General features: G+C 62.9%; 16 protein-coding genes. All 16 read right to left on the bottom strand.

Annotation, left to right across the window (positions count from 1 at the left end; genetic code table 11):
* Positions 1 to 134: 134 nt before the first annotated feature.
* Positions 135 to 617: a poly-beta-1,6-N-acetyl-D-glucosamine biosynthesis protein PgaD gene (pgaD, locus tag WBB95_RS10670; RefSeq protein WP_424487556.1), complete on the bottom strand. Its 483-nt coding sequence runs from the start codon at positions 615 to 617 to the stop codon at positions 135 to 137.
* A gap of 2 nt (positions 618 to 619) precedes the next feature.
* Entirely contained in the window at positions 620 to 1960 is a 1341-nt protein-coding gene (gene pgaC, locus WBB95_RS10665) for a poly-beta-1,6-N-acetyl-D-glucosamine synthase (protein ID WP_424487555.1), read from the bottom strand.
* 2 nt (positions 1961 to 1962) lie between these two features.
* On the bottom strand, positions 1963 to 3960 hold the full coding sequence (gene pgaB / locus WBB95_RS10660; RefSeq protein WP_424487554.1) for a poly-beta-1,6-N-acetyl-D-glucosamine N-deacetylase PgaB: 1998 nt from the start codon (positions 3958 to 3960) through the stop codon (positions 1963 to 1965).
* 12 nt (positions 3961 to 3972) lie between these two features.
* A complete protein-coding gene (gene pgaA, locus WBB95_RS10655) occupies positions 3973 to 6453 on the bottom strand; it encodes a poly-beta-1,6 N-acetyl-D-glucosamine export porin PgaA (RefSeq protein WP_424487553.1) in 2481 nt (826 codons plus the stop codon).
* A 299-nt stretch (positions 6454 to 6752) separates the two neighbouring features.
* Entirely contained in the window at positions 6753 to 8249 is a 1497-nt protein-coding gene (locus tag WBB95_RS10650; RefSeq protein ID WP_424487552.1) for a YdgA family protein, read from the bottom strand.
* Between the two features lie 148 nt (positions 8250 to 8397).
* Complete coding sequence (locus tag WBB95_RS10645) at positions 8398 to 9030, bottom strand: NADH:ubiquinone oxidoreductase subunit N (RefSeq protein ID WP_424487551.1); 633 nt, start codon at positions 9028 to 9030, stop codon at positions 8398 to 8400.
* Between the two features lie 95 nt (positions 9031 to 9125).
* Entirely contained in the window at positions 9126 to 10568 is a 1443-nt protein-coding gene (locus WBB95_RS10640; RefSeq protein ID WP_424487550.1) for an efflux transporter outer membrane subunit, read from the bottom strand.
* On the bottom strand, positions 10565 to 11455 hold the full coding sequence (locus WBB95_RS10635) for an efflux RND transporter periplasmic adaptor subunit (RefSeq protein ID WP_424487549.1): 891 nt from the start codon (positions 11453 to 11455) through the stop codon (positions 10565 to 10567). The genes WBB95_RS10640 and WBB95_RS10635 overlap by 4 nt, the downstream gene beginning before the upstream one ends.
* Positions 11452 to 11661 (bottom strand): DUF1656 domain-containing protein, encoded by a 210-nt coding sequence (locus WBB95_RS10630; RefSeq protein WP_012721577.1) that lies wholly within the window; start codon positions 11659 to 11661, stop codon positions 11452 to 11454. The genes WBB95_RS10635 and WBB95_RS10630 overlap by 4 nt, the downstream gene beginning before the upstream one ends.
* A complete protein-coding gene (locus WBB95_RS10625) occupies positions 11658 to 13736 on the bottom strand; it encodes an FUSC family protein (RefSeq protein WP_424487548.1) in 2079 nt (692 codons plus the stop codon). Before WBB95_RS10625 ends, WBB95_RS10630 begins: the two co-directional genes overlap by 4 nt.
* The gene (locus tag WBB95_RS10620; protein WP_424487547.1) at positions 13733 to 14152 is read right to left on the bottom strand and encodes a MarR family winged helix-turn-helix transcriptional regulator; all 420 of its coding nucleotides are present in this window, start codon (positions 14150 to 14152) and stop codon (positions 13733 to 13735) included. Before WBB95_RS10620 ends, WBB95_RS10625 begins: the two co-directional genes overlap by 4 nt.
* Positions 14153 to 14447: 295 nt before the next feature.
* Positions 14448 to 14693: a DUF2789 domain-containing protein gene (locus tag WBB95_RS10615; protein ID WP_424487546.1), complete on the bottom strand. Its 246-nt coding sequence runs from the start codon at positions 14691 to 14693 to the stop codon at positions 14448 to 14450.
* 9 nt (positions 14694 to 14702) lie between these two features.
* Positions 14703 to 15314 (bottom strand): adenylyl-sulfate kinase, encoded by a 612-nt coding sequence (gene cysC / locus WBB95_RS10610; protein ID WP_424487545.1) that lies wholly within the window; start codon positions 15312 to 15314, stop codon positions 14703 to 14705.
* Positions 15298 to 16812 (bottom strand): TolC family protein, encoded by a 1515-nt coding sequence (locus tag WBB95_RS10605; RefSeq protein ID WP_424487544.1) that lies wholly within the window; start codon positions 16810 to 16812, stop codon positions 15298 to 15300. Before WBB95_RS10605 ends, cysC begins: the two co-directional genes overlap by 17 nt.
* 41 nt (positions 16813 to 16853) lie before the next feature.
* Entirely contained in the window at positions 16854 to 24734 is a 7881-nt protein-coding gene (locus tag WBB95_RS10600) for an Ig-like domain-containing protein (RefSeq protein ID WP_424487543.1), read from the bottom strand.
* A gap of 49 nt (positions 24735 to 24783) precedes the next feature.
* On the bottom strand, positions 24784 to 25626 hold the full coding sequence (locus WBB95_RS10595; protein WP_424487542.1) for a sulfotransferase family protein: 843 nt from the start codon (positions 25624 to 25626) through the stop codon (positions 24784 to 24786).
* Positions 25627 to 25708: the final 82 nt, after the last annotated feature.

The following is a 25708-nucleotide window of genomic DNA, read 5'->3' as shown; positions in this document are numbered from 1 at the left end:
ATGTAAGCGCTGGCAAGTGTGGGAGCTGGCTTGCCTGCGATGCGGGCGCTTCGGTGTTTCAGTCAGACCGAGGTGATGCCATCGCAGGCAAGCCAGCTCCCACATTTGATCCTGGATGTGCTCCAGACCCAGTTTCAGCCGGCGCCTTTGTCTTTTTCCTGGCCGGGTACCAGGGTCAGGGCTGGGCGCTCGACGTCACGGGAAACGTGGGATTTAACATCTTCCACGCCGCCGTCCTCGTCGTTGTGGATCACCAGCACGCCCGGTTTGCGAAACTGCTCCAGGTGGCCGTCGCCCAGGTTGAAGCTTTCGCTCAGGCTCTTGTCGCTGAGCGCGTTGGCCTCGGCACGGCGCTGCGCGAATTTGCGCCCTTTACGTTGCTGATAACGCGCCCAGCTGATCAGGATCACCGCGTTGAACAGGGCGATCCACAGGTAGATCTGCAAGGTATTGAGCGCCGCAAAAATCGGCGCTTCCAGGCGCGGGCCGCCGTGGGTTTCGAGCATGGCGCTCATGCCGCGAACCAGCAGCCAGACCAACCCGGCCCACGCGAGTAACGTCAGCAGCACATCGACGATCCACATCACAGTGTTCTGGCGAGTTCTGACCAGTTTCATGATCACGCCTCCTCTTCGGCAGGTTTGATGCCGCGATCCGGGCTGACCCAGCGCGCGCGTTTCTGGTGCTGGTTGAACAGCACTTTGGGAAAGCTGACCAGCGTGGTGAACAGGCTGACCAGCCAGAACACCATCGGGTACCACACGGTCCAGAACAGGGTTTTCCACAGGTCTTTTTCGTAGCGCCGGTCGATCAGGATGCTCACCGCAAATTGCAGCAGGCACACCATCGCCAGCACCAGCCCGGTAAACGCCGGTGGCACCAGCGAGTCCACGGCAATCGCCTGTGGCAGCACCATGAATTTACCCAGGCCCCAGAAGATCACCGAGAGCAGGAAGGTGAAGGCCCAACCGGTGGACAGGCAGTATTCGAACAGCAGTGGCCACAGGTAGCGGTGGCGCCATTGCCAGATGCCACGGATGTTCTTGAACAGCACCTCGGCGCCGCCCTGGGCCCAGCGCAGGCGCTGTTTCCACAGGCCGCCGACGGTTTCAGGCATGAGGATCCAGCACAGCGCGCGTGGCTCGTAGAAGATGCTCCAGTGGTCCAGCTGCAGTTTCCAGCTGACATCGATGTCTTCGGTGATCATGTCGGTGGACCAATAGTCGATACGGTCCAACGCCTTCTTGCGAAACGCCACCACCACACCCGAGACCGTGAAGATCCGGCCGAACACGCGCTGGGTGCGCTTGATCAAGCCGATGATCGAGGAGAACTCGCCCACCTGCACGCGGCCGATCAAGGTGGAGCGCGTGCGAATGCGCGGGTTGCCGGTCACGGCGCCCAGGCGTGGGTTGTCGAGCATCGGCGCAACCATATAGGCCGCGGCGTTTTTATCGAGCAACGCATCGCCGTCGATGCACACCAGGTACTCGCTGCGCGCCGCCACGGCGCCCATGCGCAAGGCCACAGCCTTGCCCTGGTTCTGCGCCAGGTGCAGCACGCGCAGGCGTGGGTGCAGCAACGCCAGGGCGTCGAGCACGGCGGCGGTGTTGTCTTTGGAGCCGTCGTTGACCGCGATCACTTCGATGTTCGGGTAAAGCTGGTCGAGCGCCGCATGAAGGGTGTCGGCAACGTTATCGCCCTCGTTGTAGCAAGGGATGATGATCGAGATCAGCGGGTTGCCGGCCAGGGTTGGCGCCGGGGTGTCTTCCTTCCACGGCCAGTGGCGCTCCCAGTGCAGCCAGAAGTACAGGCCGCCGGCGATCCACAGCGCCGACATGAACAGCGGGTAGAAGAACACGAAGTCCATCAGGAACTGCCCGGTGACCAGGAAGATCAGGCCCAGGGGCACACCCAATACCAGCGCCAACACGAATAAAGCCAGGATTCTGTCGAACATGGTCAAGGGTTCCATTGGTTGGAAAGGGCCGGACGTACTGTCTTCAAGTCCGGGGAATTTTCCAGGAAGTTGTCCGGGTAGTAGCCAAAACTCCTGACTCCCTGGCGCTTGAGCACACCCATCCATTCAGCCATTTGTGCGCCATCGATATTCGGCGCGTCCGCGGTGCGCCAGTCTTTGGCTTGCAGTTCAAACACGGTGCGCTGCAGGGCGCCGGGGCGTGCCTTGACGGTCGCAACGAGTTTTTCCAGCCAGGCATTCGAGTTCTTCAGCGTCTCGCCTTCCATCAACGGCATGGCCATCGGCGCAGTCCAGTCGTAGGTCTGGAGGAAGTCATCCAGGTTCTGTGCGAACCAGGTTTCGCTCGCCGGGTTGAGCATCGGCTCGGCGAAGATATTGCGCGCGGTCTGCACCTGCGGCCCACGGATCGCGCGGACCTTGCCGGCCAGTTCCTGGGTGAAGTCGATCAGGTAGCGGCTCTTGAAACGGGTCCAGCGTTGCATCACTGCCGGGTCGTCGCGCAGTGCGGCGAGGGTGTTCGGCAGGCCGTTGGCGGCATAGGCCTTGAGCGCTGCGGGGCTGGCGTCTTCGAAGTCGGAGAACAGCGCATCATCGTGGAACAGCACGCCGTCGATAGAGGTGTTACGCGCCAGGTCTTCGTAGATCTCGCCGATCTGCTGGCGCACCTTCGGATCAAACGGCGACAGGCGTTTGTATTGGTCCGGGTCGATGCCGACCTGGCCGGTTTTCGGGTCCCAACGGGTGACGCGCGGCAACGCCGGGTCCAAGGCAAAACTGAGCACCGGCATCCACGCATAGATCGCCACATGGCCACGGGTGCGCAATTGCCAAGTCACGCGGTTGAACAGGTCCTGGCGCACCGGCAGGTGGCGGTTGGGGAAGTACACCGAATGCACCAGGCCGTCACCCTTGGGGTCGGCGAAGGCTTGCAGGAACACGGTGCTGGCGCCCATGTCCACCACGCGCTGGATCAACAGGTCGAGGTTGCGCGCTTCCTGGGCGGGGTCGGGGTCGTAGACGTTATCGAGGTCCACGTGCAGCACGCGCATTGAGGTCCGCGACTGGGTGCCGACGATGGCGTTGGCGTAGTGCTCGCCATCCGGGTCGGAGGCCACCAAAAAGCGCGGGCTGCTCTTGAGGTTGGCGAGGTCGTCAAGGCCGTCGTCCAGGGTCAGGGCCATCTGGTAGCCCTGCTCACCCACCACTGCCAATGAGGTGCCGTCGGCGGCGCCGTAAGGCCACACCCACACACGCGGCGCCTTGCCGGTGATGGCGCGCAGCTTGTTGGAAATGGCCGTTACGTCGGCACGCATGCGCGCCTGGAACTGGGCTTCGGTTTCGTATTTGCCAGTGGCGGCATCATAACGACGCGTGGCGGCCGCAGGCTCCAGGTTACCCTGGGGGTTGGCCAGGATGCCGGTGTGGCTGGCGTCTGTGTGGGCGGCGATTTCCACTAGGGGCGACTTGGAAATTTCGCGCACCTGCTCCCACGTCAGGAAGTCGGAACGGGCGCGCGGTGTGCCGGCGAAGTCCACCGGTTTGTTCAGCGGCGTGTCGATCCAATACCCCACCGGGGCCAGGATCGCCGGCCAGTTGTAGGCGCGCAAAATCGGCAGCACGCGGGTGTAGAAGCTTGAATAACCGTCGTCGAAGCTGAGCATCACGGCCTTGGGCGGCAACTCGCGCCCACCGTTGCGCGCGGCCAGGATCTGGTCGACGCTCACCGGCTGGTAGCCGTTTTCGCGCAGCCAGGCCAACTGTTCGATCAACCGTTCGGTGCGCACCGCCACCACTGCCTGGTCGGGGTCACGGTCTTCGATGTCGTGGTAGGCAATGCCCAGGAAATGGTTTTTCGGCCACGGCGCTTCACGCGCAGGCACGGGCCGCTCGGCGGGGGGCGTGTAGGGCGCGGGCTGCTGGGCGCAAGCGCCGGCGAGCACTACGCCCAGAACCAATAAGCAACGGCTGAGAACAGTCATGGTCAGGCTCTTTTAGAAACGGTAAGTGAGGTCGACGAGCAGGCGCAGATCGCGTTCGCGATCGCCGTCATAAGGGCGGCTGATCAGGCTCAGGTTGGCGCCGGCTTCGAGCACGTCGTTCCAGCGAACGCGTTGGCCATAGCCGATCAACCCGACGCCACCGGTGGAGTAATCCCGCTGGCTATACGTACCTGCACCGACCTGGAACTGCTGGCTCCACTGGGTCTCGTAGCGGTGATAGAGCACATGGTTGACCGTGACGGTGGGCAACACACTGAGGTCAGACTTGGGGTTGAAGTAGATCGTGTCTTCCTTGGTGTTGCGGCTGGCGCCGACTTCCAGGCCCAGGTCCACTTGCACATTGGGCGAGCTGTAGATGCCTTGGCGCCCGGTGAGCAAGGCTTCGAGCCGGTTGTTGCCGTCACTGAAATGCGACGGGCTCAACGACAGTTTCCACTCGCGGCTTTCGTTCTCGCGCCAGCGGATAAAACCACTGCCGCCGTTGGCCGTGATGTCGGCATTCAACGCGCGCAACGGCGTGCTGGCCAGGAGGTAGCCGAGGCTGGCGCCGTACTGCCAGTTGTCATTGATGTCACGGGCGATCGACACCGCCGCGCCCTGCTTGGAGCCAAAGCCGTAGGAGTGGTTGGACACCTCGGCTTCCAGGGTCATGTCGCGGGTGCGCTGCTCCACGCCGACGCGCTGCCAGCGATGCTGGCCGGTGCCTTCGGTGAAGTCGGCGGTGGCGTAACCGGCACCGGCGAATACGCGCCAGTCCTCGTTGATCGGCGGGCTGTAGAGCACGCTTTCGATGCCCCAGTCGCGGCTGCCCGCCACTGCGCCGGCGTCGCCGCTGTTGCCGCCGCCAAAGCTTTTACCGGTGTAGGCCTCGACGCGCAGTTCAGCCATGTCGTGTACATCACGCAGGCGACTGAGCCGCTGCACCTGGCGGTTGTCCGGGTTGCGAGCGAGCACGTCGTCGGTGAGGGCGTCCATCTGGCGCCACTCCTGCAGGTCCATGGCGGTGTAGGCCTGGGACACTTCCAGGCCGATATCACGCGGGGCCTGGGCTTCGGTTTCCTTGAGGGTGCCTTCGGCGCGCCGTGGCAGGTCGCGGGCGCGGTACATGTCGGCCTGGGCCAACCGCAGGCCAACGTTGCCCGGGGCCTTGGACACCAGGTCTTCCAGGCCGGCTTCACTGCCCGGCAAGTCGCCGCCGTAGGTACCGGCCTGGGCCGACAGTTGCTGGGCGTCCATCCAATTGTCGTTGGGGTTGCCGATCGGCAAGCCCTTGAGCTCGACACGCGGCTGCTGGCTGCTGGCGAGGTCGTTGGCGACCACACGTGCCTCGTTCACCTTGTCGCTTTCCAGCAAGGCATAAAACAGTGCCGTGCTGTCGTCGACGCGGTAGCTGGCGTCGGCATCCGGGGCGCTCAACACTTGGCGATACAGCGGCTCGGCTTGTTCCGGCTGGCGCTGGTCGAGGTAAGACGCGGCCACCCAGCGCAGGGCATAAGTGGGCAACTGCACGCCTTCGCCGTTGAGGGTCTGGTACTCGCGGATCACGTCGGCGGTGCGCGCCCGCGCCTTGAGCGCGCCGAGGCGGTCGATGCGCCAGCGCACCACGTCGTCATGCGCACTCGCGTCCGGGGTCCAGCGGGCGAGCAGTTGGTCGTAATCGCTGAGGGCGCGATCGGCGATCACGTAGCGTTCTTTCTCGGTGCGCGTGGCGAACTCGGCCATGCGCACGCGCTCGGCGGCGAGGTCGCCTTCCAAGCGGCGCTGGGTGACGGCGTCGAGCACGCCCGGGTGCTTGGCTGACAGGCGCAGCGCCGGTTCCGGCAAGCGGGCCTTTTGCAGCGCAACAATATATTCACGCACCACCTCGGGCTTGTCGCCGGCGCGGATGAAAGCCTGGTCAAATTCGAACAAGGCGTCGTAATTCAGGCCCGCGCGAGTCAGCGCATAGCCCAGGGCCATGCGCCGGTTCGGGTCATTGGGGTTGGCCGCCACCAGCGCGCGCGTGCGTCGCACCGCTTCATCAGTTTGGCCGCCGTCGGCCTGGGTCAGGGCCTGGCCCAGTTGCAGGTCGACATTATTCGGCTCGCGCAGCAGCGCCTGCTGGTAAACCGCCAAGGCTTGCGGCCACTGCTTTTGATTACGATAGGTACGGGCCACCGTGGCGAGCGCCTGGGTGGTCAGGTTGCGATTTTTGCCCTGCGCCTCGTACACCTTGAGCACTTCGGCGTCTTGCCCGGCCCAACCGGCAATCACCAGGTGATCACTGATCTGCCCCGGCGTCTGGCGTTCAGCCGGCAGTTGGCGCAGTTGAGTGAGGGCGGGTGTGAAGTTGCCGTTACGCGCCTGGATGATCAGGGCATCGTAGGCCGGGTCGGCCAGGGCGAATGCAGGCATCAGCAATTGGCTGCACAAGGCCGCCCCGATGAGCAGTCGCAACCGGCCTGAAGCACTGAGTGGTAGGTTTCGCAGCATATCGTGAGCTTCCTTACACACGGAAAGCTGTAACGATAGGTGGTCCTGAGCAAACTGCATCAGGGTGCCGGCGTCTAATGACCCGGCCTAGCTTTCCTGTAGGAACTATCCCTTAGGAAAGTAGGGGAAAGGCAAATTCAGAACAATTGTTCAGAATTGCGCTGTGAGCAGAATAATCAATGGGGGCGCCGAGTTGCCTGATCTGAGCAGTGACAGATGGCCTGTACGCCAGCTGTTTGACCGCTGTCTCAGGGCAACCCGACGCCCCCACTATTTATTTCTCAATGCAGTGAGAAATCTTACTGCGCGCCGCTGACCGCACCGACTTTGGCCATGACGAAGCCAATGAATTGCTCAACGGTCATCTTCTGGCCGTTGAAGGTCACTTCATTGTTGGCGTAATGCAGCTTGGAAACCACGTCGGTGCCGACCAGGGTCGCCAGTTGAGTACCGACTGCCATCCCGCTGACCATTTCGGCCGCCATCTGCGATTGCTGTTCGATGGCTTTAGGGTCAGTTACACCGCCCACCTGTGCTTGCAGGGCGGCGACGTCGCCGATCATCGGCTTGGACAGGGTCAGGTTGGCATCCAGCAGCGCGATGACTTGCTTGCCCAACTCAACCGGCGGCAGCTCCATGGAGGCGGGCTTGGTCAGGTCGACGACGAGGTTGAACTTGCTTTCGCCATGGGTGGTTTTCAGCGACAGGTTTTCCACTGCCACTTGCGGCTTGGCAGCCAGCACCTGGTTGACGTTGGCTTCGGCCAGGGCTTGCTCGGCTTCGGTCAGTTGCAGCTCAGGCACCGGTTGGCCGGCAGCGGCAGCAGCTTGAATCGGCTGCATCTTGTCCTGGTAGAGCTTGGTCAGCACCAGCATGGCCGGGATGTCGATGTTCTTCATACTCAGGGCCATGGCGGCCGAGCCGACCGGCTTGCCCTGGTAACCAATCTCGTCGATTTTGTAGTCGACGCGGCCGGCCAGGTTGTTGTCTTTGGTCTCGCTAGTGTCTTTCTGCTCGAAGCCCTTGAGGGTCAGCACGGCTTTCTGCGGGCCGAAGGTAACCTTGGTGTCGGTCAGCTCAACGGTGTTCTGGCCGGTGTAGAAACCAAAGGTGGATTTTTCCAGGTTGCTGGCCACGGTCAAGCCAGCCAGTTCGGCTTCGAACGGCGCGCCGTTGGCATCGATTGCCGAGACCTTCAGGCTGTTCATGAAGCCCTCTGCCTTGACCTTCTGGCCTTCGGCGGTGCCGTCGAAGTCCAGGTTGGCGCCGGAGAAGCTCACCGAGGACTTGTCGTCCTTGATCTCCAGGGGCAGCAGCTCGACGTTGCCGTTGACCGAACGGTTGTAGCCGATGTTGGCTACGCCCTTGAGCGGCGACACGTCTTTGCTGGCGGCAAACCATTTTTCAGTGGTGGCGTTCTTTTCCAGTTCGTAGTGACTGGTGGCCATGACCGGCAGCCACTTGAGCGACACCAGGCGCGAGAACGGCAGCGGGCCGTGTTCGATATGGTCGACAAACAGCAGTTCAGGGTTCGGGTTGTCTTCACCGAACACCGTGCCTTGACCTTTCAGGCGGTAGTGGGCGGTGCTGCTGAACAGGCCACGGTCCAGCGAGACCAGCTCCAGGCTCACGGTGCCGTCGACTCCGGCCATGGAGGTCTGCAGTTCCTTGTTGGCGTTCTGGATCGCGGTTTGCAGCACCGGCTCCAGTTGCTTACCGGTGTACCAGGCGCCGCCTGCACTGACGACGCCAACGGCGACAACGAAACTCAAGAAAACAACTGCTGGCTTATTCATGAAGTGACCTGATCAAATCCTGTGAGAAGTGGGCTGTCTTCCTTGAACCCCGAAGGGGTTGGCTCAAGCCCGCCGAAAACGGGGGAAGATTAGCACTGGCAGCCGCGTACGGCCCAGTTTTCTCAGAGGGGTCAGGCCAGCAGTTGGTTCACGAGTACTCCAATTCAACCTCATCAAGCTGATGATCAAAACTCTTCAGGCGTGCCGTCCAGGTGTACACCAACACCTCAAACTCGCGGTGTATCACGGCGTTGCCCGGGGTGTCGGACTTGGGGTCGCAGAAGTCCAGCTGGTAGCGTTCGCGGGCCATGGCGTTGGCCACGTCGGATAATTCCCGCGCGTTATTCAGCCAATGCCTGCCGTCGGCCACCTGTTTGTCGAGCAGCACGCATTGTTTTTTCAGGGCTTCGAGGCTTTTTTCAAGCGGTGTGCCGGTCAGCTCGCCCATGACTTCCTGAAACGTCCGCCCAGGCTGCCAATAGCTGCCCCAGAAATAGCGGTCGAACACGGTTTCAACGCGGCGCAACGCCACTTTGGTGTCCCAGATCGCCACGCGCGTCTTGCCCTGTTCCAGCAGCTTTTTCTTCACACGTTGATTTTGATAGGACGCCCAGGCGACCACGCCAATGGACAAGGTGCCGATCACCAGACAGGCACTGTCGAGAAACACCATGGCCTTGTCGATTTGGTGGGCAAGCATGACGCCGTAGAAATAGGCAGCCGATAACAACACCAGTGCGAAGCAAACGCACCAGAAAGCGGGAGCATAAGGGTTTTTCATTATTGGAATCCCCATGAGCAAACGCGAGCAGTGGCAGGCGGATGCCGTGGGTTAAAAAACCCCGGGGGTCCGCCTGTCAAAGCATAGCGTTTCGCTCAGGGTTTGCCGGGCTGTGATGCTTGCGTTCGTCCGCTTTCCCAACCGCCGCCCAGGGCCAGGAACAGATCGATCTGGCTCATGGCAACTTGGGTGTTGGCCGCCGCCAGTTGCGCACGTACATCGGTGTAGGTGCGCGTGGCCTGCAGGTCGGCCAAAAACGACGCGCGACCTGCCTGGAAGAAGCGATGCGTCTGCCCTGCCGCTTCCTTGGCCGATGCACCGGCATCCGCCAACGCGTCACGGCGCTGCAACTGCGCGGTGTACTGCGCAAGGCCGGTCTGGGTCTCGCGGATGGCGTTGAGCACCACCCCGTCGAAGTGCGCCAGGGCGCCCTGGGTGGCGGCCTCGGCTTCGTGAATGCGTGCGCGGGCGCCGTTGGTCGGCACTGTCCAGCTGATCAGCGGGCCAAAACCCCAGCGGTTGGTGGCGGGTGTGCCCAAGTCATCCAGAATACCGACGGTGCCCACGGTGGCACCGATGCTGATATCCGGGTACAGCGCGCCGGTGGCCACGCCGATACGCGCGGTAGCCGCAGCCAGTTGGCGTTCGGCCTGGCGCACGTCGGGGCGGCGCTTGAGCAGCGCGGCGCCGTCGCCCACGGGCAGCAATTGGGCGATGCGGGGCAGTTCGGCACAGGTGCCGGTGCCCGCTGGCAATTGGTCGAGCGGCTTGGCCAGCAGCATCGACAGGCGGAACAACCCGGCCTGGCGCGCGGCCTCGTAACGCGGCATGTCGGCGCGCAAGGATTTGTATTGGGTTTGCGAGCGGGTTACCTGGGTTTCGTCACCACGCCCGGCGTCACGCAGGCGCTGGGTCAGCTTGGTGCTCTGGGCTTGCAGGTCGAGGGACTCGTTGGCAATCGCCAGTTCTTCGTTGGCCGCACACACTTGGGTGTAGGAACGCACCACGTCCGCCACCAGCGTAATGCGCGCAATGTCGGCAGCCGCCTGGGCCGCATCGGCGCTGGCGTGAGCGCTTTCGATGCCACGCTGCAAGGTGCCGAACAGGTCGAACTGGTAGGACGTGCTGATGCTGGCGCTGCCGATGTTGGCCACCGGGACTTTTTCCGTCAGCAGATAGGCTTCGCCCGATTCCTGCAGGCGCTGGGCCTCAGCCTTGGCGCCGACGCTCCAGCCACCGGCAGACTCCGCCTGTTCGGTCTGATAACGCGCGCGCTGCAAGTTGGCCGCAGCCACGCGCAGGTCGGTGTTCGAGGCCATGGCCTGGCGCACCAGCGCATCCAGGCGCGGGTCGTTGTAGAGCTTCCACCAGTCGGCCGGCACGGGCGCCGACACCACGTTGTTGCCTTCGCCCGCGAGCTGCCCTTGCAGGTCGCCGCGGTTGACGGCGGACGTTTCCGGCAGCTTGTAATCCGGGCCCACCACTTGGCAGGCCGACAGCAACAACCCCAGCGCAGCGGTTGCCAGAAGCTGCTTCATTGTTTGTCTCCGTCTTTAACCTTTTCGCCGATGATCGACACCGTCGCCGTGCGCCCGGCGATCATGCGGAAATCCGCCGGCACATCATCAAAGGCAATCCGCACCGGAATCCGCTGGGCCAGGCGCACCCAGCTGAATGCCGGGTTGACGTTGGGCAGCAGGTTGGAGCCGCTGCTGCGGTCACGGTCTTCGATGCCGGCGACGATGCTTTGTACATGGCCACGCAGGCGCGCGTTGTCGCCTATCACACGAATGTCCACAGCCATGCCGACGTGGATACCGTCGAGCTTGGTTTCTTCGAAATAACCGTCGATGTGGAAGGAATTGCTGTCCACCACCGACAGCACCGGGCGCCCGGCGGTCACGAATTCCTGCGCACGCGGTGCGCGGTCGTTGACGTAACCGTCCACGGGGCTGCGGATCACCGAACGGTCGAGGTTGAGCTGGGCCGAATCCACCGTCACCTGCGCTTCGGCCAGGGCCGATTGGGCGCGGGCCACGCGGGACTGGCTTTCTTCCAGTTGCTCGCTCGGCACCAGGTTGCCCAGACCGCGGTTACGTTTGTACTCGCGGTTGGCCTGGGCCAGGGTTTCCTGGCGGTCGGCCACGGCAGCCTGGGCTTGGCGCAGGGCCAGCTTGAAGCGGTCCTGGTCAACGGCAAAGAGCACCTGGCCCTTGGTCACCAACTGGTTGTCGCGCACGTCGACTTGCTGGATCAGCCCGGACACGTCCGGGGCGATCTGCACGATGTCGGCACGGATATGCCCGTCACGGGTCCAGGGCGCAAACATGTAGTACATGACCATGCGCCACACAACGACGACCGCGAAGGTCACGATCAACAACGTCAGGACTACACGGCCGATGGTCAAAAAAGGTTTTTTCATGTCATCAGGTATCGACTGAGTGAGTCCACCGCGCCCAGCAACAGCGCGTAGAGCCCCACATTGAACAATGCCCGGTGCCAGACCAGGCGATAGAAGTGGACGCGGGTCAACAGCCCGTGCACCACCAGAAACAACACGTACGTAATGCCCATCAGCACCAGCAGCGTGGGCAGGAACACCCCGCTGATATCCAGATCACCGATCATAAAGGCGCTCCATCAGGCAGCGGCGCTTCCATCTCGGTGCCGCCAATAAATTCCACGCCCGGCAGCAACGACAGGCGCAAGCCGGCCAGTGCGTGCAGCAAATGCAGGCGGGTATCGTCTTCGTCTTGCAGGCCCTGGCCGTTGAGGGCGCGGCGCGTGCGGTCCAGGGTCATCAGCAGACCGCTCGGCGCGGGCAAGCGTTCACCCGCCTTGAGGCACGCCTTGAAGTAACCGCCCACGCCTTCCACCACCTGGTTGAGCAACACACGCGGCACGCCGTAGATGCGCGGCGAGTAGGCCAGCAGGTCGAGCAGGTTCAGCGCCACGCGCAAATCGCGCAGCGCGCTGCCGGTGTCGTGGCCGATCAGGGCAAGGCGCGGCAGGTGCTGCATCAGGCGGTCGAGCATTTGCGCGGCCATGTGCCGGTGTTCGGCCAGGGTCGCAGGCTCGGTGAGGCTGACAATGTCGCGCCAGCTGAAACGGGTCAGGCGTTTGGCCGCCAGCTCGGCGCCGAAAGGCCGTGCGATCAGGGTCCACACAAACGCAAACAGCAAGCCCACGGGCCCGGCCAGGTTGACGTTGGCGAAGTTCAGAAAGTCAGCGTCGTAGGCGCCCTGGATGCTGATGAATGACGAGGTGTTCACCAGCGTCAGCAACATGCCGAGGTAGAAGCGCGGCTGCACGGTGAGCGTGCCGATGCAGATAAACGGCACGGCAAACGCCAGCACCAGCATCGGGAAGTCATGCAGGTTGGGCAGTACCAGAAACAGATAAAGGCTGGCGAACAGCACCGACATCGCGGTCCAGAAAAAGAACCGGTAAATCTGCGGCGCCGGGTCGTCCATCGTGGCGAAAAAGCTGCATGCCACCGCCGCCAGGATCACCGCGCTGCCGCCGTCGGTCCAGCCCAGCAGAATCCACAGCACCGAGGCGACGATGATCGCGCTCACGGTGGAAAACGCCGAGTAGAACATCAGGCCACGGTCGAGGAACGGCGTAAGCCGGCCCAGGCGCCAGTGGCGATACACGGCGCGCCAGGTGTCCTGGCTTTCGCACTGGATCGCGGCTTGCAGGCTGCGGCAGTCTTGCCACAGGTCGATCCACTCGCCGAGGCGGTACAGGGCGTTGGAGAACAGCAGCGTGTGGCGGTCATCGAGTGCTTCGCCCTGAGGCTGCAGCGCGTCGAGTTGATCACGCAGGGCACGCCAGCGTTCCAGCGGAGCACTGTCCTGTGTGCTTTCCAGCCATTCATCGGCGGCTTCCAGCATCGGCGCGAGGCGGTCGAGAAACTCCGGCGCGCGGTGCTCGATGGCATACAGCGCATCGTCGAGGGCATCCACCACGGGCAGCAGGTGAATCATGCGCCCGCGCAGTTCCTTGGTGTTGCGCACCGTCTGCGGCCGCGCGCCTTCGTGGGGTAACTGGCCGATCATCAATTCCAGGGTGTTGAAGGTAGCGACCATGCCGCCCCGCAGCGTGCTGATTTCTTCAATGTCCACATTGCGGGTCAAAAAGCGTCGACTGTAGACCTGCGCGTCGGCAAACCACTTGGCTACCGAGTCGTCGAACACCGGCATCAGCCGGCGCGGCCAGAACATCGCGCCCACCACGGCGGCGACGGCAATGCCGAGGAAGATTTCTTCGGTCCGCGCCTCTGCCACGTCCCACACCGCCAACGGGTTATCCACCACCGGCAGCGCAATCAGCGGCAAGGTGTAGCCGGCGAGCATCAGCGCGTAGTTATTGGCCGTGCGCAGGTGCATGGACAGGAACAGCAAGATGCCCGTCCACAGCGCAATCACCACCACCAGCACATAAGGCGCCTGCACAAACATCGGCACAAAAATCACCGCGGCGGCCGCCCCCATGAAGGTGCCGACAGCACGGTACAGCGCCTTCGAACTGGTAGGGCCGACAAACGGGCTGGAGACGATATACACGGTGGCCATCGCCCAATACGGACGCGGCATTTGCATGAGCATGGCGATGTACAAGGCGATCATTGATGCTGCGAAGGTTCGAACGCCGTAGAACCAGTCTTTCGCAGGGGGCATGCCGGTAAAAAAGCCGTTCAAGGGGTCATCACCTCGGCCGCTTCGAAGGCTCGCAGTACGCGCAGCGCGGCTTCAAGGTCATCGTGGGCGATGTCGGCCAGTACTTCCTGGCGCAGGCGCACCAGTTGCACTTCCACCGCGTGCACCAGCTCACGGCCACGCTCGGTGAGGCTCAAGGCCTTGGCGCGGCGGTCGTGTACGTCTTCGGTGCGGCACACATAGCCGCCCGCGCACAGCTGGTCGAGCAGGCGCACCAGCGACGGGCTTTCCATCCCGGACGCCTGGGCGACTTTTACCTGATGCACCCCGTCGCCCAAGCGCCCGATCATCAGCAACGGCACGGCGCAGGCTTCGGAAATTCCATAGCTCACCAGCGTGGTCTGGCAGATTTTGCGCCAGTTACGGGCGCCCACCACCATGCTGCTGCTGAGGTTCATCTGGAGTTGTTCGAGGGTTTGAGACACTGGATTGTTCGCATACAGTTAGTTTGCTAACTATCAATATGGTGGATGGATCCAATGCCGTCAAGTTTTGATACAAATTTAAGGATGGGTGGTGCGCGGGTGTGGGTAAGTAAAGCGGGTTTGAGCGTGGGTGTTGGATTTTCAGCGATACAAAATGCCTGTGGGAGCCGGCTTGCCTGCGACGGCGGTGAATCAGTCGAGGTAGATGTCGACTGACAGTGCGCTATCGCAGGCAAGCCAGCTCCCACATTTTATCGTTCCCCTGTGCTTACAAGTTTCGCCCAGAGCGCAATAGCACATTCAACTCATCCACCACCTCAGCCCAATCCGCGTCCTCCAAAATCTCCTCGCGCAAAAACGCCTTCTGGCTATCCGTCCAGAAAAACGCATCCGCCAGGTGCAGCTCCGGTTTAAGTGGTGAATGGACGGCCACAAATTTCTCAATGCTCACCGGGTCATCCGGCAGCCCGAGCTGTTTGAACAGTGACGGCAAGCTGTGCACAGGCGATTCCATGGTGGACTCCTAAGAAAACGATTCCCCAGAGTCTAGTTCAGGTGCCAGCCAGGCCAATAGCCGCTCGACGCACTGCTGCGCCGATAACGCGCCAGTGTCGAGCACCAGCGACGCGTGCGGCGGCGCTTCGTACGGCGAACCGATACCGGTAAACCCCGGCAGCTCGCCCCTGCGCGCCCGTGCGTAATGCCCTTTGGGGTCGCGCCCTTCGCACACCGCCAATGAGGCGCTGCACCACACTTCGCGATAATCCGCGCCAAGGCGCTCGGCGAATACCGCGCGCAGTTCGACCAGCGGCGCGATCATCGCGAGAATCACGATGTGCCCGTTGTCCACCAGCAACGCCGCGAGTTCGCTGGCGCGGCGGATGTTTTCCAGGCGGTCGCTGTCGGCGAACCCCAGGTCTTTATTGAGGCCGCCGCGCAAGGCATCGCCGTCGAGTACGAGACTTTGCCGGCCCTGTTCGAACAGCGCCGCCTGCAGGCCCTGGGCCAGGGTGGACTTGCCGGAGGCCGGCAGCCCGGTGAGCAGGATCGCCACGCCGAGATGCCCGTTGCGCGCCTCGCGTTGACGGCGAGTGACGCTCGCCGTCGGCGCCACCAGGTTACTGGGCGACGGCACGCGGCACCGGCGGGGTGATATTGCCGGCGGCCCAGGCTGATTCGCGACTGGCCAGCGCGGTGGCGATGGCCTGTACGCGGTCGGAATCCAGCTGTTCGGGCAGTGGGTCGAGCCCGGCGCTGGCGAAGATCTGGCCGTAAGCGTTGCGCAGGTCGGCGTAGGCCAGGTCACGGCGCAGGTCAGCTTGCAGGGTGTTGAGTTCGCCCTGGATCAGGTCGAGTTCGCCAAGGCCCGCCGCCTCGTGGCGGTTGCGCAGTTGCGTGAGGATTTGCCCGTCGATGTTGGCCAACTGGTCGTTGGTCTTGAACTGGCGCACGGCGTCCTGGTAGTTGGCGTTGGCCACGTAGACCTGCGCCAGCACGGCGATGGACATCGCCTGGCGCCGCGCGGTGGCGACTTCTTCACCGGCCTTGGCGACATCGATGGCGGCGGGTGCGGAGATCACGTTGAACAGGTTCCAGGTGATCTTGGCGCCGTAGTCGGCCCAGCGGTTGTCGGTCAGGAACGAGTTGCTGTCGTAATGCCCGCCCGCCGAGAACTCCAGGCCCGGCAGCAGGCGCAGCATGGCTTTGCGGGTTTCGGCGGCGCTGATGCGGGTCTGGTAGTCCTGCTCGCGCAGTTCCGGGCGGTTGGCCAGGGCTTCCTGCTCCAGGCTGGCCAGGTTGACCTTGAGCTCTGGCACGCTGTAGTTATCGGGCGTTGCCAGCTTGAGGTCGGTGCCCATTGGCAGGTTGATCAAAGTCGCGAGTTCGGTCTTGGCCAACGACAAGGCGCGGCGCTGTTCCTGCAATTGGCGCGTGGCTTCGATCAGCGAGCGCTGGTAACCCAATGCCTGCACCGGGTCGCCGATGCGCTGCTCGCTCATGCTCTGGCTGTTGGTCTGGGCTTGGTCAACCCGCGCCATCAGGCTGTCGATCTGGGTCAGCAAACGTTCAGCCGCTACTGCGCGCCAATAGGCCGAGCGCACGTCCTGCACGATGGTGTTGATCACCTTGCGCCGGCGTTCCTGAATGATCAGGCGCTGGTCGCCTTGCTGCTTGGCGCTGATGTAGCTGACGCCGAAGTCGAGCACGTTCCAGACCATGGTCAGGTCGGCCACGCGTCGGTCGCGGTCCTGGGACGTCGACGGTTCCAGGGACTGGGTGCCGGTGAGCACGCTCTGGCTGCTGGAGGCGTTGGTGTTGTTGCGCCCGGCGTAGCCTGCGGACAGCGCCATGCGCGGCAGCATGTCGAAGCTTGAGAGGTCCGATTGGCGCTTGGCCAGGGCTTCCTCCATGACTTTCAGGCGGCCTTCGAGGTTGTACTTGACGGCGCGGGCCATGGCCTGGTGCAGCGTCAGCGGGCCGCTCAGCGGTTCCTGGTCCTTGTACATGCCTTGCAGATCGCTGCGGGCTCGCTGCTCACTGACACTGCGTTCAATCGGCTCGCTGGTGACCGCACAACCGCTGATCGCCAGCGCCAGCAGGCTGGCGCCGAACAATTTATGACCTGTTTTCATCCTTGGACCGCCCCTGTTCCTGCGCCTTGAGTTAAGTATGTTCAGGCCTGCATTTCGCTGATGCCGACCTGTTGCAGTGCCTTCGCCAGGTCAATCACCTGGCGTTGTTCGGTGTCTTTGAGCTGTTGCAATTGCTGGCCGAGGGTCGGCGCGCCGAATACGCCGCGCAGCCCTTGGGCCGGGTCGCCCTGGCCTTTGATAGGTTTGTTGTCGAACGCGTTGAGTGAGCTGTTTTCGCCGCCGGTTTCACGGTTGAACAGACTCGACAAGGTGCTTGAACCAAACACGCCGCCATCGCCGCCGCCAAAGCCGAGGAAGCCTTTGCCGCTGCCGTCTCCACTGCCGTTGGTGCTGAACACCTGGGCGATAAAGCTGGGCGCCGTAGCACCGTTGTGGATAAAGATACTGCCGATCGGCGGCAACCCTGCGCCGACTTCACGCTGCTCGAACAGCGGCGGGAAACCGAGCGGTGAGCCGAGACTGCCCGCCGGCGGGCTAAAAATGATCGGCTGCAATGGCACGTTCGGTGCGCCCTGGGGCGGTGCCGGGTCAGTGACGCGGAACAGGGGGTCGCCGGTCAGCGTGACGGTGTTGATCGCGTAGTTATTGGAGTTGGCATAGCCGTTGCCCGCATTGCCCGACAGGTCCGTCACCAGGCGGGTATCGAGGGTGATGAAGTTGCTCGGGTCGTTGAGGTTGGCTGTCGGCGTGAGGGTGGCGGTCCAGGTCTTGCCGCCGTCGCTGCTCGCCAGGTTAGAGAGCGTGCCACTGGCTACGCTCAAGTCATCCAGGTTGAAGCCGGAGACTTTCTCGCTGAAGGCGAAGGTTACGGTGGTGGTCTGGCCGACAGTCAGGTTCGGGTTGGCAATGCTGATGGTCGCAGTGGGGCGTTCGCCGTCGATTGCGTAGTTATTGGAGATCGCAATGCCGCTGCCGGCGTTTCCGGCGGCGTCGCTGACCTGGCTGCTGTCGAGCACAACCAGGTTGGTCGCGTCGGTAATGGCGGCGGTTGGCGTCAGGGTGGCCGTCCAGGTTTTGCCGCCGTCCAGGCTTGCCAGGCCGGACAGCACGCCATTGGCCACGCTCAGTTGCGAGAGGTTGAAGCCGGTGACAGCCTCACTGAAGGCGATCGTAACCGTGGTGGTTTGCCCGATGCCAAGGGTGCCGTTGGCCACAGAAATCGTTGCCGTCGGGCGCTGGGTGTCGATGGCGTAGTTGTTGGAGTCGGTGGTGCCGCTGCCCGCATTGCCCGAGGCGTTCTGCACGCCGCTGTTGTCCAGCGTGATCATGTTGCTGGTGTCGGTGATGTTGGCCGTCGGCGTCAGCGTCGCGGTCCAGGTCACGCCGCCGTCGCTGGAAGCGAGATTGCTCAGGCTGCCATTGGCCACACTCAGGTCAGCGGTCGTGAAACCGTTGACCGCCTCGCTGAAGGTGATGGTCACTTGGGCGGTCTCGCCGACTTTGAGGGCGCTGTGATCGACCACGACGGTCGCGGTCGGCTGCACGGTGTCGATGCTGAAATTGCCCGAACCGGTCATGCCCGTGCCCGCGTTGCCGGCCAGGTCTGCAACCCCGGTGTTGTTCAGGGTGATCAGGTTGGTGGTGTCGTGAATGTTGCGGGTCGGGGTAAAGGTCGCCGTCCAGGTCACACCGCCATCCGCGCTGCTCACCGCCGACAGGCTGCCGTTAGGCACGCTGAGGTCGTTGTTGTCGAACCCGCTGACGGCCTCACTGAAGGTGATGGTCACCACGGACGTTTGGCCAAGGGCCAGGGTCGGGTTGGCGATCACGACCGTGGCGGTCGGCGCCTGGGTATCGACGTTGTAGTCATTCGACTGGGTGGAGCCCGCGCCGCTGTTGCCGGCCAGGTCGTTAACACCGGCATTGTTCAGCGTGATGACGTCGCCGGTATGGGTTACGCCGCCGGTTGGCGTCAGGGTAGCGGTCCAGGTGATCCCGCCGTCACTGCTGCTCACGTTGCTCAAGGTGCCATCGGCGACGGTCAGGTCGGCGTTGGTAAAGCCGCTCACGGCCTCGCTGAAGGTGATGGTCACCCGCGAGGTTGCGCCAATGTTCAGGCCAGTGTTGGCGACGACGATGCTTGCCGTCGGCCGCTGGGTGTCGATGGCGTAATTGTTGGAATCGGTGGTGCCGCTGCCGGCATTGCCGGATGCATTCTGCACACCGCTGTTGTCCAGGGTGATCACGTTGCTGGTGTCGGTGATCGCGTTGGTGGGCGTGAAGGTTGCCGTCCACGTGATGCCGCCGTCACTGCTGCTCACCGCACTCAAGGTGCCGTTGGCGGTGATCAGGTCGGCGTTGGTGAAGCCGGTGACCGCTTCGCTGAAGGTGATCGTGACGGATGAGGTCTCGCCCACGCTTAACGCACTGTCGGCGACCACGATGGTTGCCGTTGGCCGCACGGTATCGATGCTGAAATTACCCGAGTTGGTCACGCCCGCACCCGCGTTGCCGGCCAGGTCGGCGACCCCGGAATTGTTCAGGCTGACCACATTGGTGGTGTCGTGAATGTTGCTGGTCGGGGTAAAGGTCGCTGTCCAGGTGATGCCGCCATCGCTGCTGCTCACCGCGCTCAACGTACCGTTGGGCACACTCAGGTCGCTGTTGTCGAACCCCGTAACCGCTTCACTGAAGGTGATGGTCACCAACGAGGTTTGGCCGATGGCCAAGGTGGAGCTGGCGACCACGATTGAGGCCGTTGGTGGCTGGGTGTCGACGCTGTAGGTGTTGGACGTCGTGGTGCCCGCGCCTGTGTTGCCGGCCAGATCGTTGATACCGGCATTGTTCAGCGTGATCACATCACTGGTGTGGGTCACGCCATTGGCGGGTGTCAAGGTGGCAGTCCAGGTGATCCCGCCGTCACTGCTGCTGACGTTGCTCAGGGTGCCATCGGCGACCGTCAGGTCGGCGTTGGTGAAGCCGCTCACGGCCTCGCTGAAGGTGATGGTCACCAACGAGGTTGCGCCGATGTTCAAGCCGTTGTTGGCGACCACGATGGTTGCCGTCGGCCGTTGCGTGTCGATGCTGTAATTGTTCGAATCGGTGGTGCCACTGCCGACGTTGCCGGAGGCGTTCGTCACGCCGGTGTTATCCAGCGTGATCAGGTTGGTCGTGTCGGTGATGTTGCTGGTCGGCGTGAAGGTAGCCGTCCAGGTGATGCCGCCGTCGCTGCTGCTCAAACCCGTCAACGTACCGTTGGCAACGGTCAGGTCGGCATTGCTGAACCCGCTCACTGCTTCGCTGAAGGTGACGGTGACCAATGAGGTGTCACCGGCTTTCAAAGCGCTGTCCGCCACCACGATAGTCGCGGTCGGTTGTACGGTGTCAATGGTGAAGTTGCCGGAGTTGGTGACGCCCGTGCCCGTATTACCGGCCAGATCGCTGACGCCCGGGTTATTCAGGGTGATCAGGTTGGTGGTGTCGTGAACCCCATTGGTCGGGGTAAACGTGGCCGTCCAGGTTATGCCGCCGTCCGCGCTGCTCACCGCCGAGAGGGTGCCGTTGGGCACACTCAGGTCGCTGTTGTCGAACCCCGTAACCGCTTCACTGAAGGTGATGGTCACCAATGAGGTCTGCCCGGCAGCCAGGGTCGGGCTTGCTACCACGATGGTTGCCGTCGGCCTTACGCTGTCGACAGCGTAAACGTTAGAGCTGGTAGTGCCGGCGCCGCTGTTGCCGGCGACATCAGCCACGCCTGAATTGTCGAGAACCACATGGTTGTTGGCTTGGGTGATGTTGCCCGTGGGCGTCAGGGTCGCGGTGTAGGTGATGTTGTCGCTGGTGGTCAAGCCACTGACGATACCGTTATCGACGGTCAGGTCGGCGTTGGTGAGCCCGCTTACCGCCTCACTGAAGGTAATGGTGACCGTGGAGGTACCGCCAATCCCCAAGTGATCGTTGCCGACCACGATTGTCGCCGTTGGGCGCTGGGTGTCGATGGCGTAATTGTTGGAGTTCGTGGTGCCGCTGCCGATATTGCCCGAGCCGTTCTGCACGCCGCTGTTGTCGAGCACGATCAGGTTGGACGCGTCGGTGATGGCGGTGGTTGGCGTCAGGGTAGCCGTCCAGGTGACACCGCCGTCACTGCTGCTCACGGCCGTCAAGGTGCCGTTGGCAACGGTCAAGTCGGCATTGCTGAAACCGGTCACCGCCTCGCTGAACGTGATGGTCACCCGCGAGGTTTCGCCAATGTTCAGCGCGTTGTCCGCGACCACGATGGTCGCCGTCGGCAGTACGGTGTCGATCGTGTAGTTCGCCGAGTTTGAGGTGCCCGACCCGACATTGCCGGCCAGGTCGGCGATGCCGGTGTTGGCCAGGGTGATGATGTTGGTGGCGTCGTTGACGCCTGTCGTTGGGGTGAAGGTGGCGGTCCAGGTAACACCGCCATCGCTGCTGCTGACCGCCGTCAAGGTGCCATTGGGAACCGTCAGGTCGGCATTCGTGAAACCGCTCACCGCCTCGCTGAACGTGATGGTCACCCGCGAGGTTTCGCCGGCGGTCAATACCGGGTCTGCAAGCACGATGGTCGCGGTGGGCCGCTGGGTGTCGATGCTGTAGTTATTGGAATAGGTGGTGCCCGTTCCGGCATTGCCCGCCGTGTCGCTGACACCGGTGTTATCCAGCGTAATGATATTGGTGGTATCAGTGATGTTTGCCGACGGCGTGAAGGTTGCCGTCCACGTGATGCCGCCGTCACTGCTGCTCACGGCGGACAACGAACCGTTGGCGATGGTCAGGTCGGCATTGGTGAACCCGGTCACCGCTTCACTGAAGGTGATCGTCACCACGGAGGTCTGACCGAGGGCCAAAGCGGCATTGGCCACCACGACGGTCGCGGTTGGCCGAGTGGTATCGACCGCATAGTTATTAGAGGCGGTAGTGCCTGCACCGGCATTGCCTGCCTGATCGCTGACACCGCTGTTGGTCAGCGTGATCAGGTTGGTACTGTCCGTCACGGCAGCGCTGGGCGTCAGGGTCGCCGTCCACGTGATGCCGCCATCGCTGCTGCTGACGGCGCTCAATGAACCGTTAGCGACGGTCAGGTCGGCATTGGTGAACCCGCTCACCGCCTCCGAGAAGGTAATAGTCACTTGCGACGATTGACCAATCGCCAGGCTGGAGTTGGCGACCAGGACCGTTGCGGTAGGACGCTGTGTATCGACCGCGTAGTTATTGGAGTTGGTACTCCCGGAGCCGGCGTTACCGGCTTGGTTGCTGACACCGGTATTGTCCAGCGTCACCACGTTGGTGGTGTCAGTGATGCTGTTGGTCGGCGTTAACGTGCCGGTCCAGGTGACACCGCCGTCGCTGCTGCTCAAACCCGAGACGCTGCCGTTTGCGACAGTCAGGTCGGCGGTGGTGAAGCCGGTCACGGCCTCGCTGAACGTAATGGTCACCAGCGATGTTTCGCCAATCGCCAGGACGGTGTCGGCGACCACCACCGTTGCCGTAGGGCGCACAGTATTGACTGCGTAATTGTTTGAATCCGTATTGCCCGAGCCGGCATTGCCCGCGATGTCGTTGACCCCGCTGTTATTCAGGGTGATGAGGTTGGTGGCGTCGTTGACGCTGGAGGTGGGCGTGAGGGTCGCGGTCCAGGTAGTGCCGCCGTCAGAGGACGAGACATTACTCAGGGTGCCGTTGGCAATGGTCAGGTCGGCATTGGTGAAGCCGGTCACCGCTTCGCTGAAGGTAATGGTGACCAACGAGGTTTCACCGATTACCAATGAGGTGTCCGCCACCACGATGGATGCCGTGGGCCTTATGGTGTCAACGATATAGTTGTTGGATTCGCTGGTACCAACGCCCACCACGCTGCCGGTGACGCTTTGCACCCCGGTGTTATCCAGGGTGATGAGGTTGGTGTTGTCGCTGATGGCCGAGTTGGGCGTGAAGGTCGCGGTCCAGGTGATCCCGCCGTCGCCGCTGCTGACCGCCGACAGGCTGCCGTTGGCGACAGTCAGGTCAGCGTTGGTGAAACCGGTCACCGCCGTGCTGAAGGTGATGGTCACCAACGAGGTCTCGCCGATGGACAACGTCGTGTCCGCCACCACGATGGTTGCGGTCGGCGGTTCGATAAAGTTTTGATTGAGGGTGCCGTCGTTACGCAAGTTGGTAACCGCCGTCGGGCTGCTGCCATTGGTACCGCCACCCGAGGCGCCGCCACCCGAGCCGCTGCCACCGACGTTACCGCTCAAGGCCGAAAAGTTGGCAGCCGTGATCAGCAACGTGCCTTTGTTCCAGATGCCGCCGATACCCTGGCCTGCGGCACCGCCGTTGTCGACGCTCCCGCCATAGCTCGCCAACCCGCCGCCACCGCCGCCACCGCCCCCAGCCGCAATGTTGCCGGTGATGTGCGAAGTGCCAACCACGGTGAGTGTGCCGGAGTTGTAGATGCCGCCAGCGGCAGAGCCACCGATGCCACCGACTTTGTTCCAACCCGAGCCGCCACCGCCGCCGCCCACGGTGATACCGCCGATGCCCGCGGTGCCGCCGTTGCCGCCAACGCTGTAGCCCGACGCACCCGACGTGCCGCCTGTACCGCCGGCACCGCTGACTGCGCCGCCTCGGCCACCGAGGTGGACCGAGTCATAGCTGCCGCCGATGCCACCGGCGCCTGAGCCGCCAGCCGTACCAAAATACGTCGGCCGCCCTTGGGCTGTCGTGTTACCGCCGCTGCCGCCGCCAGCGCCACCCACCCCGCCACCGCCGCCGCCGGAGCCGCCGGCGTAAATTGGGGTCACGCCACCGCCGCCACCGCCGCCCGACGCCGCATTGGCGGTCACGGTGACGTTTCTCAGGGTCAGGTTGCCGGCGTTCAAAATACCGCCGCCCAACGCGTTACCGGCGGTGAAACCACTGTTGGCACCGTCGCCGGCTGCCAAGCCCTTGGTGATCACCAAGCCATCCAGCACTACGGTGCTGCCGGACGCCACTTCAATCACCCGGGTTTTGTACTGGCCGCTCAACGTGACGTCGGCAACGCCGTCGTTGTTAAGGTCGCCATCGATCGTGATGTTTTTGTTGACCAGCAACTCACTGTTCAAATTAACCGTCATTGATGCACTGAACGTGACGATGTCACCGTTCTGCGCCAGGGCCAGTTCCGCACGCAGGGAATTGGCCCCGCTGTCGAGGTTGTTGGTGGCGGTCCAGGTGGCCAGTCCCCACTGATACTCGCTCATGGCTTTGGTCGAGAGCACATTGGCGCTTTCAATGCTGCCGGTGGCGATTTCGAGGTTCCAGTCGCCACCCACGCCGGTGCGGTTAGTGGACGCTGCGACATCGCGGCCGGTCAACGCGGCGAGCGAGTCGACAAAGTCCACGCCACGCTGGCCTTCTGCGGTGTAGCAGGCGTAGATCAGGATGTCGCCGCCGACGTTCATGTCTTTGCCGATCTGCCCCAGCACCGCGCTGCGCGCCGCGACGTTGTCGGCCGACAGGTAGGTGGTGCCGAGCCAGAGATCGCCCGCGTTGCCATGGGCAATGACCTGCACCGAGCTGACGCCCTGATGGGTGTCGAGGTAGTCGGCAATTTGCTGCAGGCCGTCTTTGCTCGCGTCCAGCTGGACCACCTGGGTACCCGGCGCCACGCCTTGCAACAAGCTGGCGGAGTCTTTGACTCGGGCGTCCACAAACAACACGGTTTGCCCGGGCACGGCCACAGGTGAAACGGCAGGCGCATCGGCCTGGCCGTGGGTGTCTTTGCTCACGGTCGGGTGATCGGCTGTGGGCGGCTTGGCGGCGTCGGCGGTGGGATGGCTGTCAGGTTGCGCCGCTTCGGCCACGGTGGCGGCGACTGCGCCGTCGAACAGCATGCGCGGTTCCAGGTGCATGATCATTGGCGAGACCCGCGCCTGTAAGGCTTGCGTACCCCGCGACTTGCGATTGCTCCACCACATGCGGCTCACCCGGGGTCGAACGTTCTTTGAGGGAAAAGAAACGCCGCGATCAACTGATCGCGGCGTCGGCCTTCATACGGATTACATTGGCGGCGCTGGCTGACCCGTCCAGCCAAAACGACAGTTCGGCATACTGCTGGAACAGGTCAGGTGGCAAGATGGTGCGGCGCGTTTGCAAGCGGACCTTGGGCTGGACCTTATGCAAGCCCGAGACACCCAACGCCTGGTCAAACGCCGGCGCGTCGTAGGCAAGGTTGTCGAAATCGTGTTCAAACCACGGTTCGTCGATGAAGTCATACACCAAGCGCATGACCCGCTCCGGTGCTTGGCTCAACAAGTCGTAATCGATGATCAACAGGGAGTCGGCGTGCTCGCCGTAATAGGCTTCCTTGAGCGCTGCCCACGCAAACCCGACCAGGCGGTTGCGCTGGGCGAGGGTTTCGCAACGGCTGTAGACCGTGTTGCGTTCGGCGGCATCAACGAACAGTTTGGTGTTTTCGAAGGGGTTGGCGCGGTACAGACGCTCCAGGCTGTCCATGACCCACGCAACATTGCGCACGCAGGCGATGACCTTGGCCTGAGGGAACAGATCATTGATGGCCGGAAGACGCGAGCTCCACAGGCGGTTGGTGTCGAACACCACCGGTTTATCGGCCTTGTCAGCGTAATAGGAGTCGAACAGGCCGCGCAGAAGGCGACGGCGCATGTGGGTATCGATCACCGCGCCGAACTCACTGCCCGCGCTGCACTGGTCCAGTACGCTGCAGAACAGTGACCCCACCGGGCTGGTCATGCCCGCGTGAAAACGCGGGTTCTGCAACAAAATGGCAGAGAGCAGGGTCGATCCGGAACGCGGCAAACCCGAGATGAAGTGATACTGCAATCCGTTCACCACTTTGTAGGCCAAAAATCCATTTGTGGCCGAAGCGTAGCTGAGGATTGCAGTGTCGACTAGTGGGCATTTGCCACTATTT

This window comes from Pseudomonas sp. (assembly GCF_049645325.1).
Taxonomy (GTDB): Bacteria; Pseudomonadota; Gammaproteobacteria; order Pseudomonadales; family Pseudomonadaceae; genus Aquipseudomonas.
Note: the sequence above shows the minus strand (reverse complement) of the source record. Positions and strands in the feature narration are given on the sequence as shown.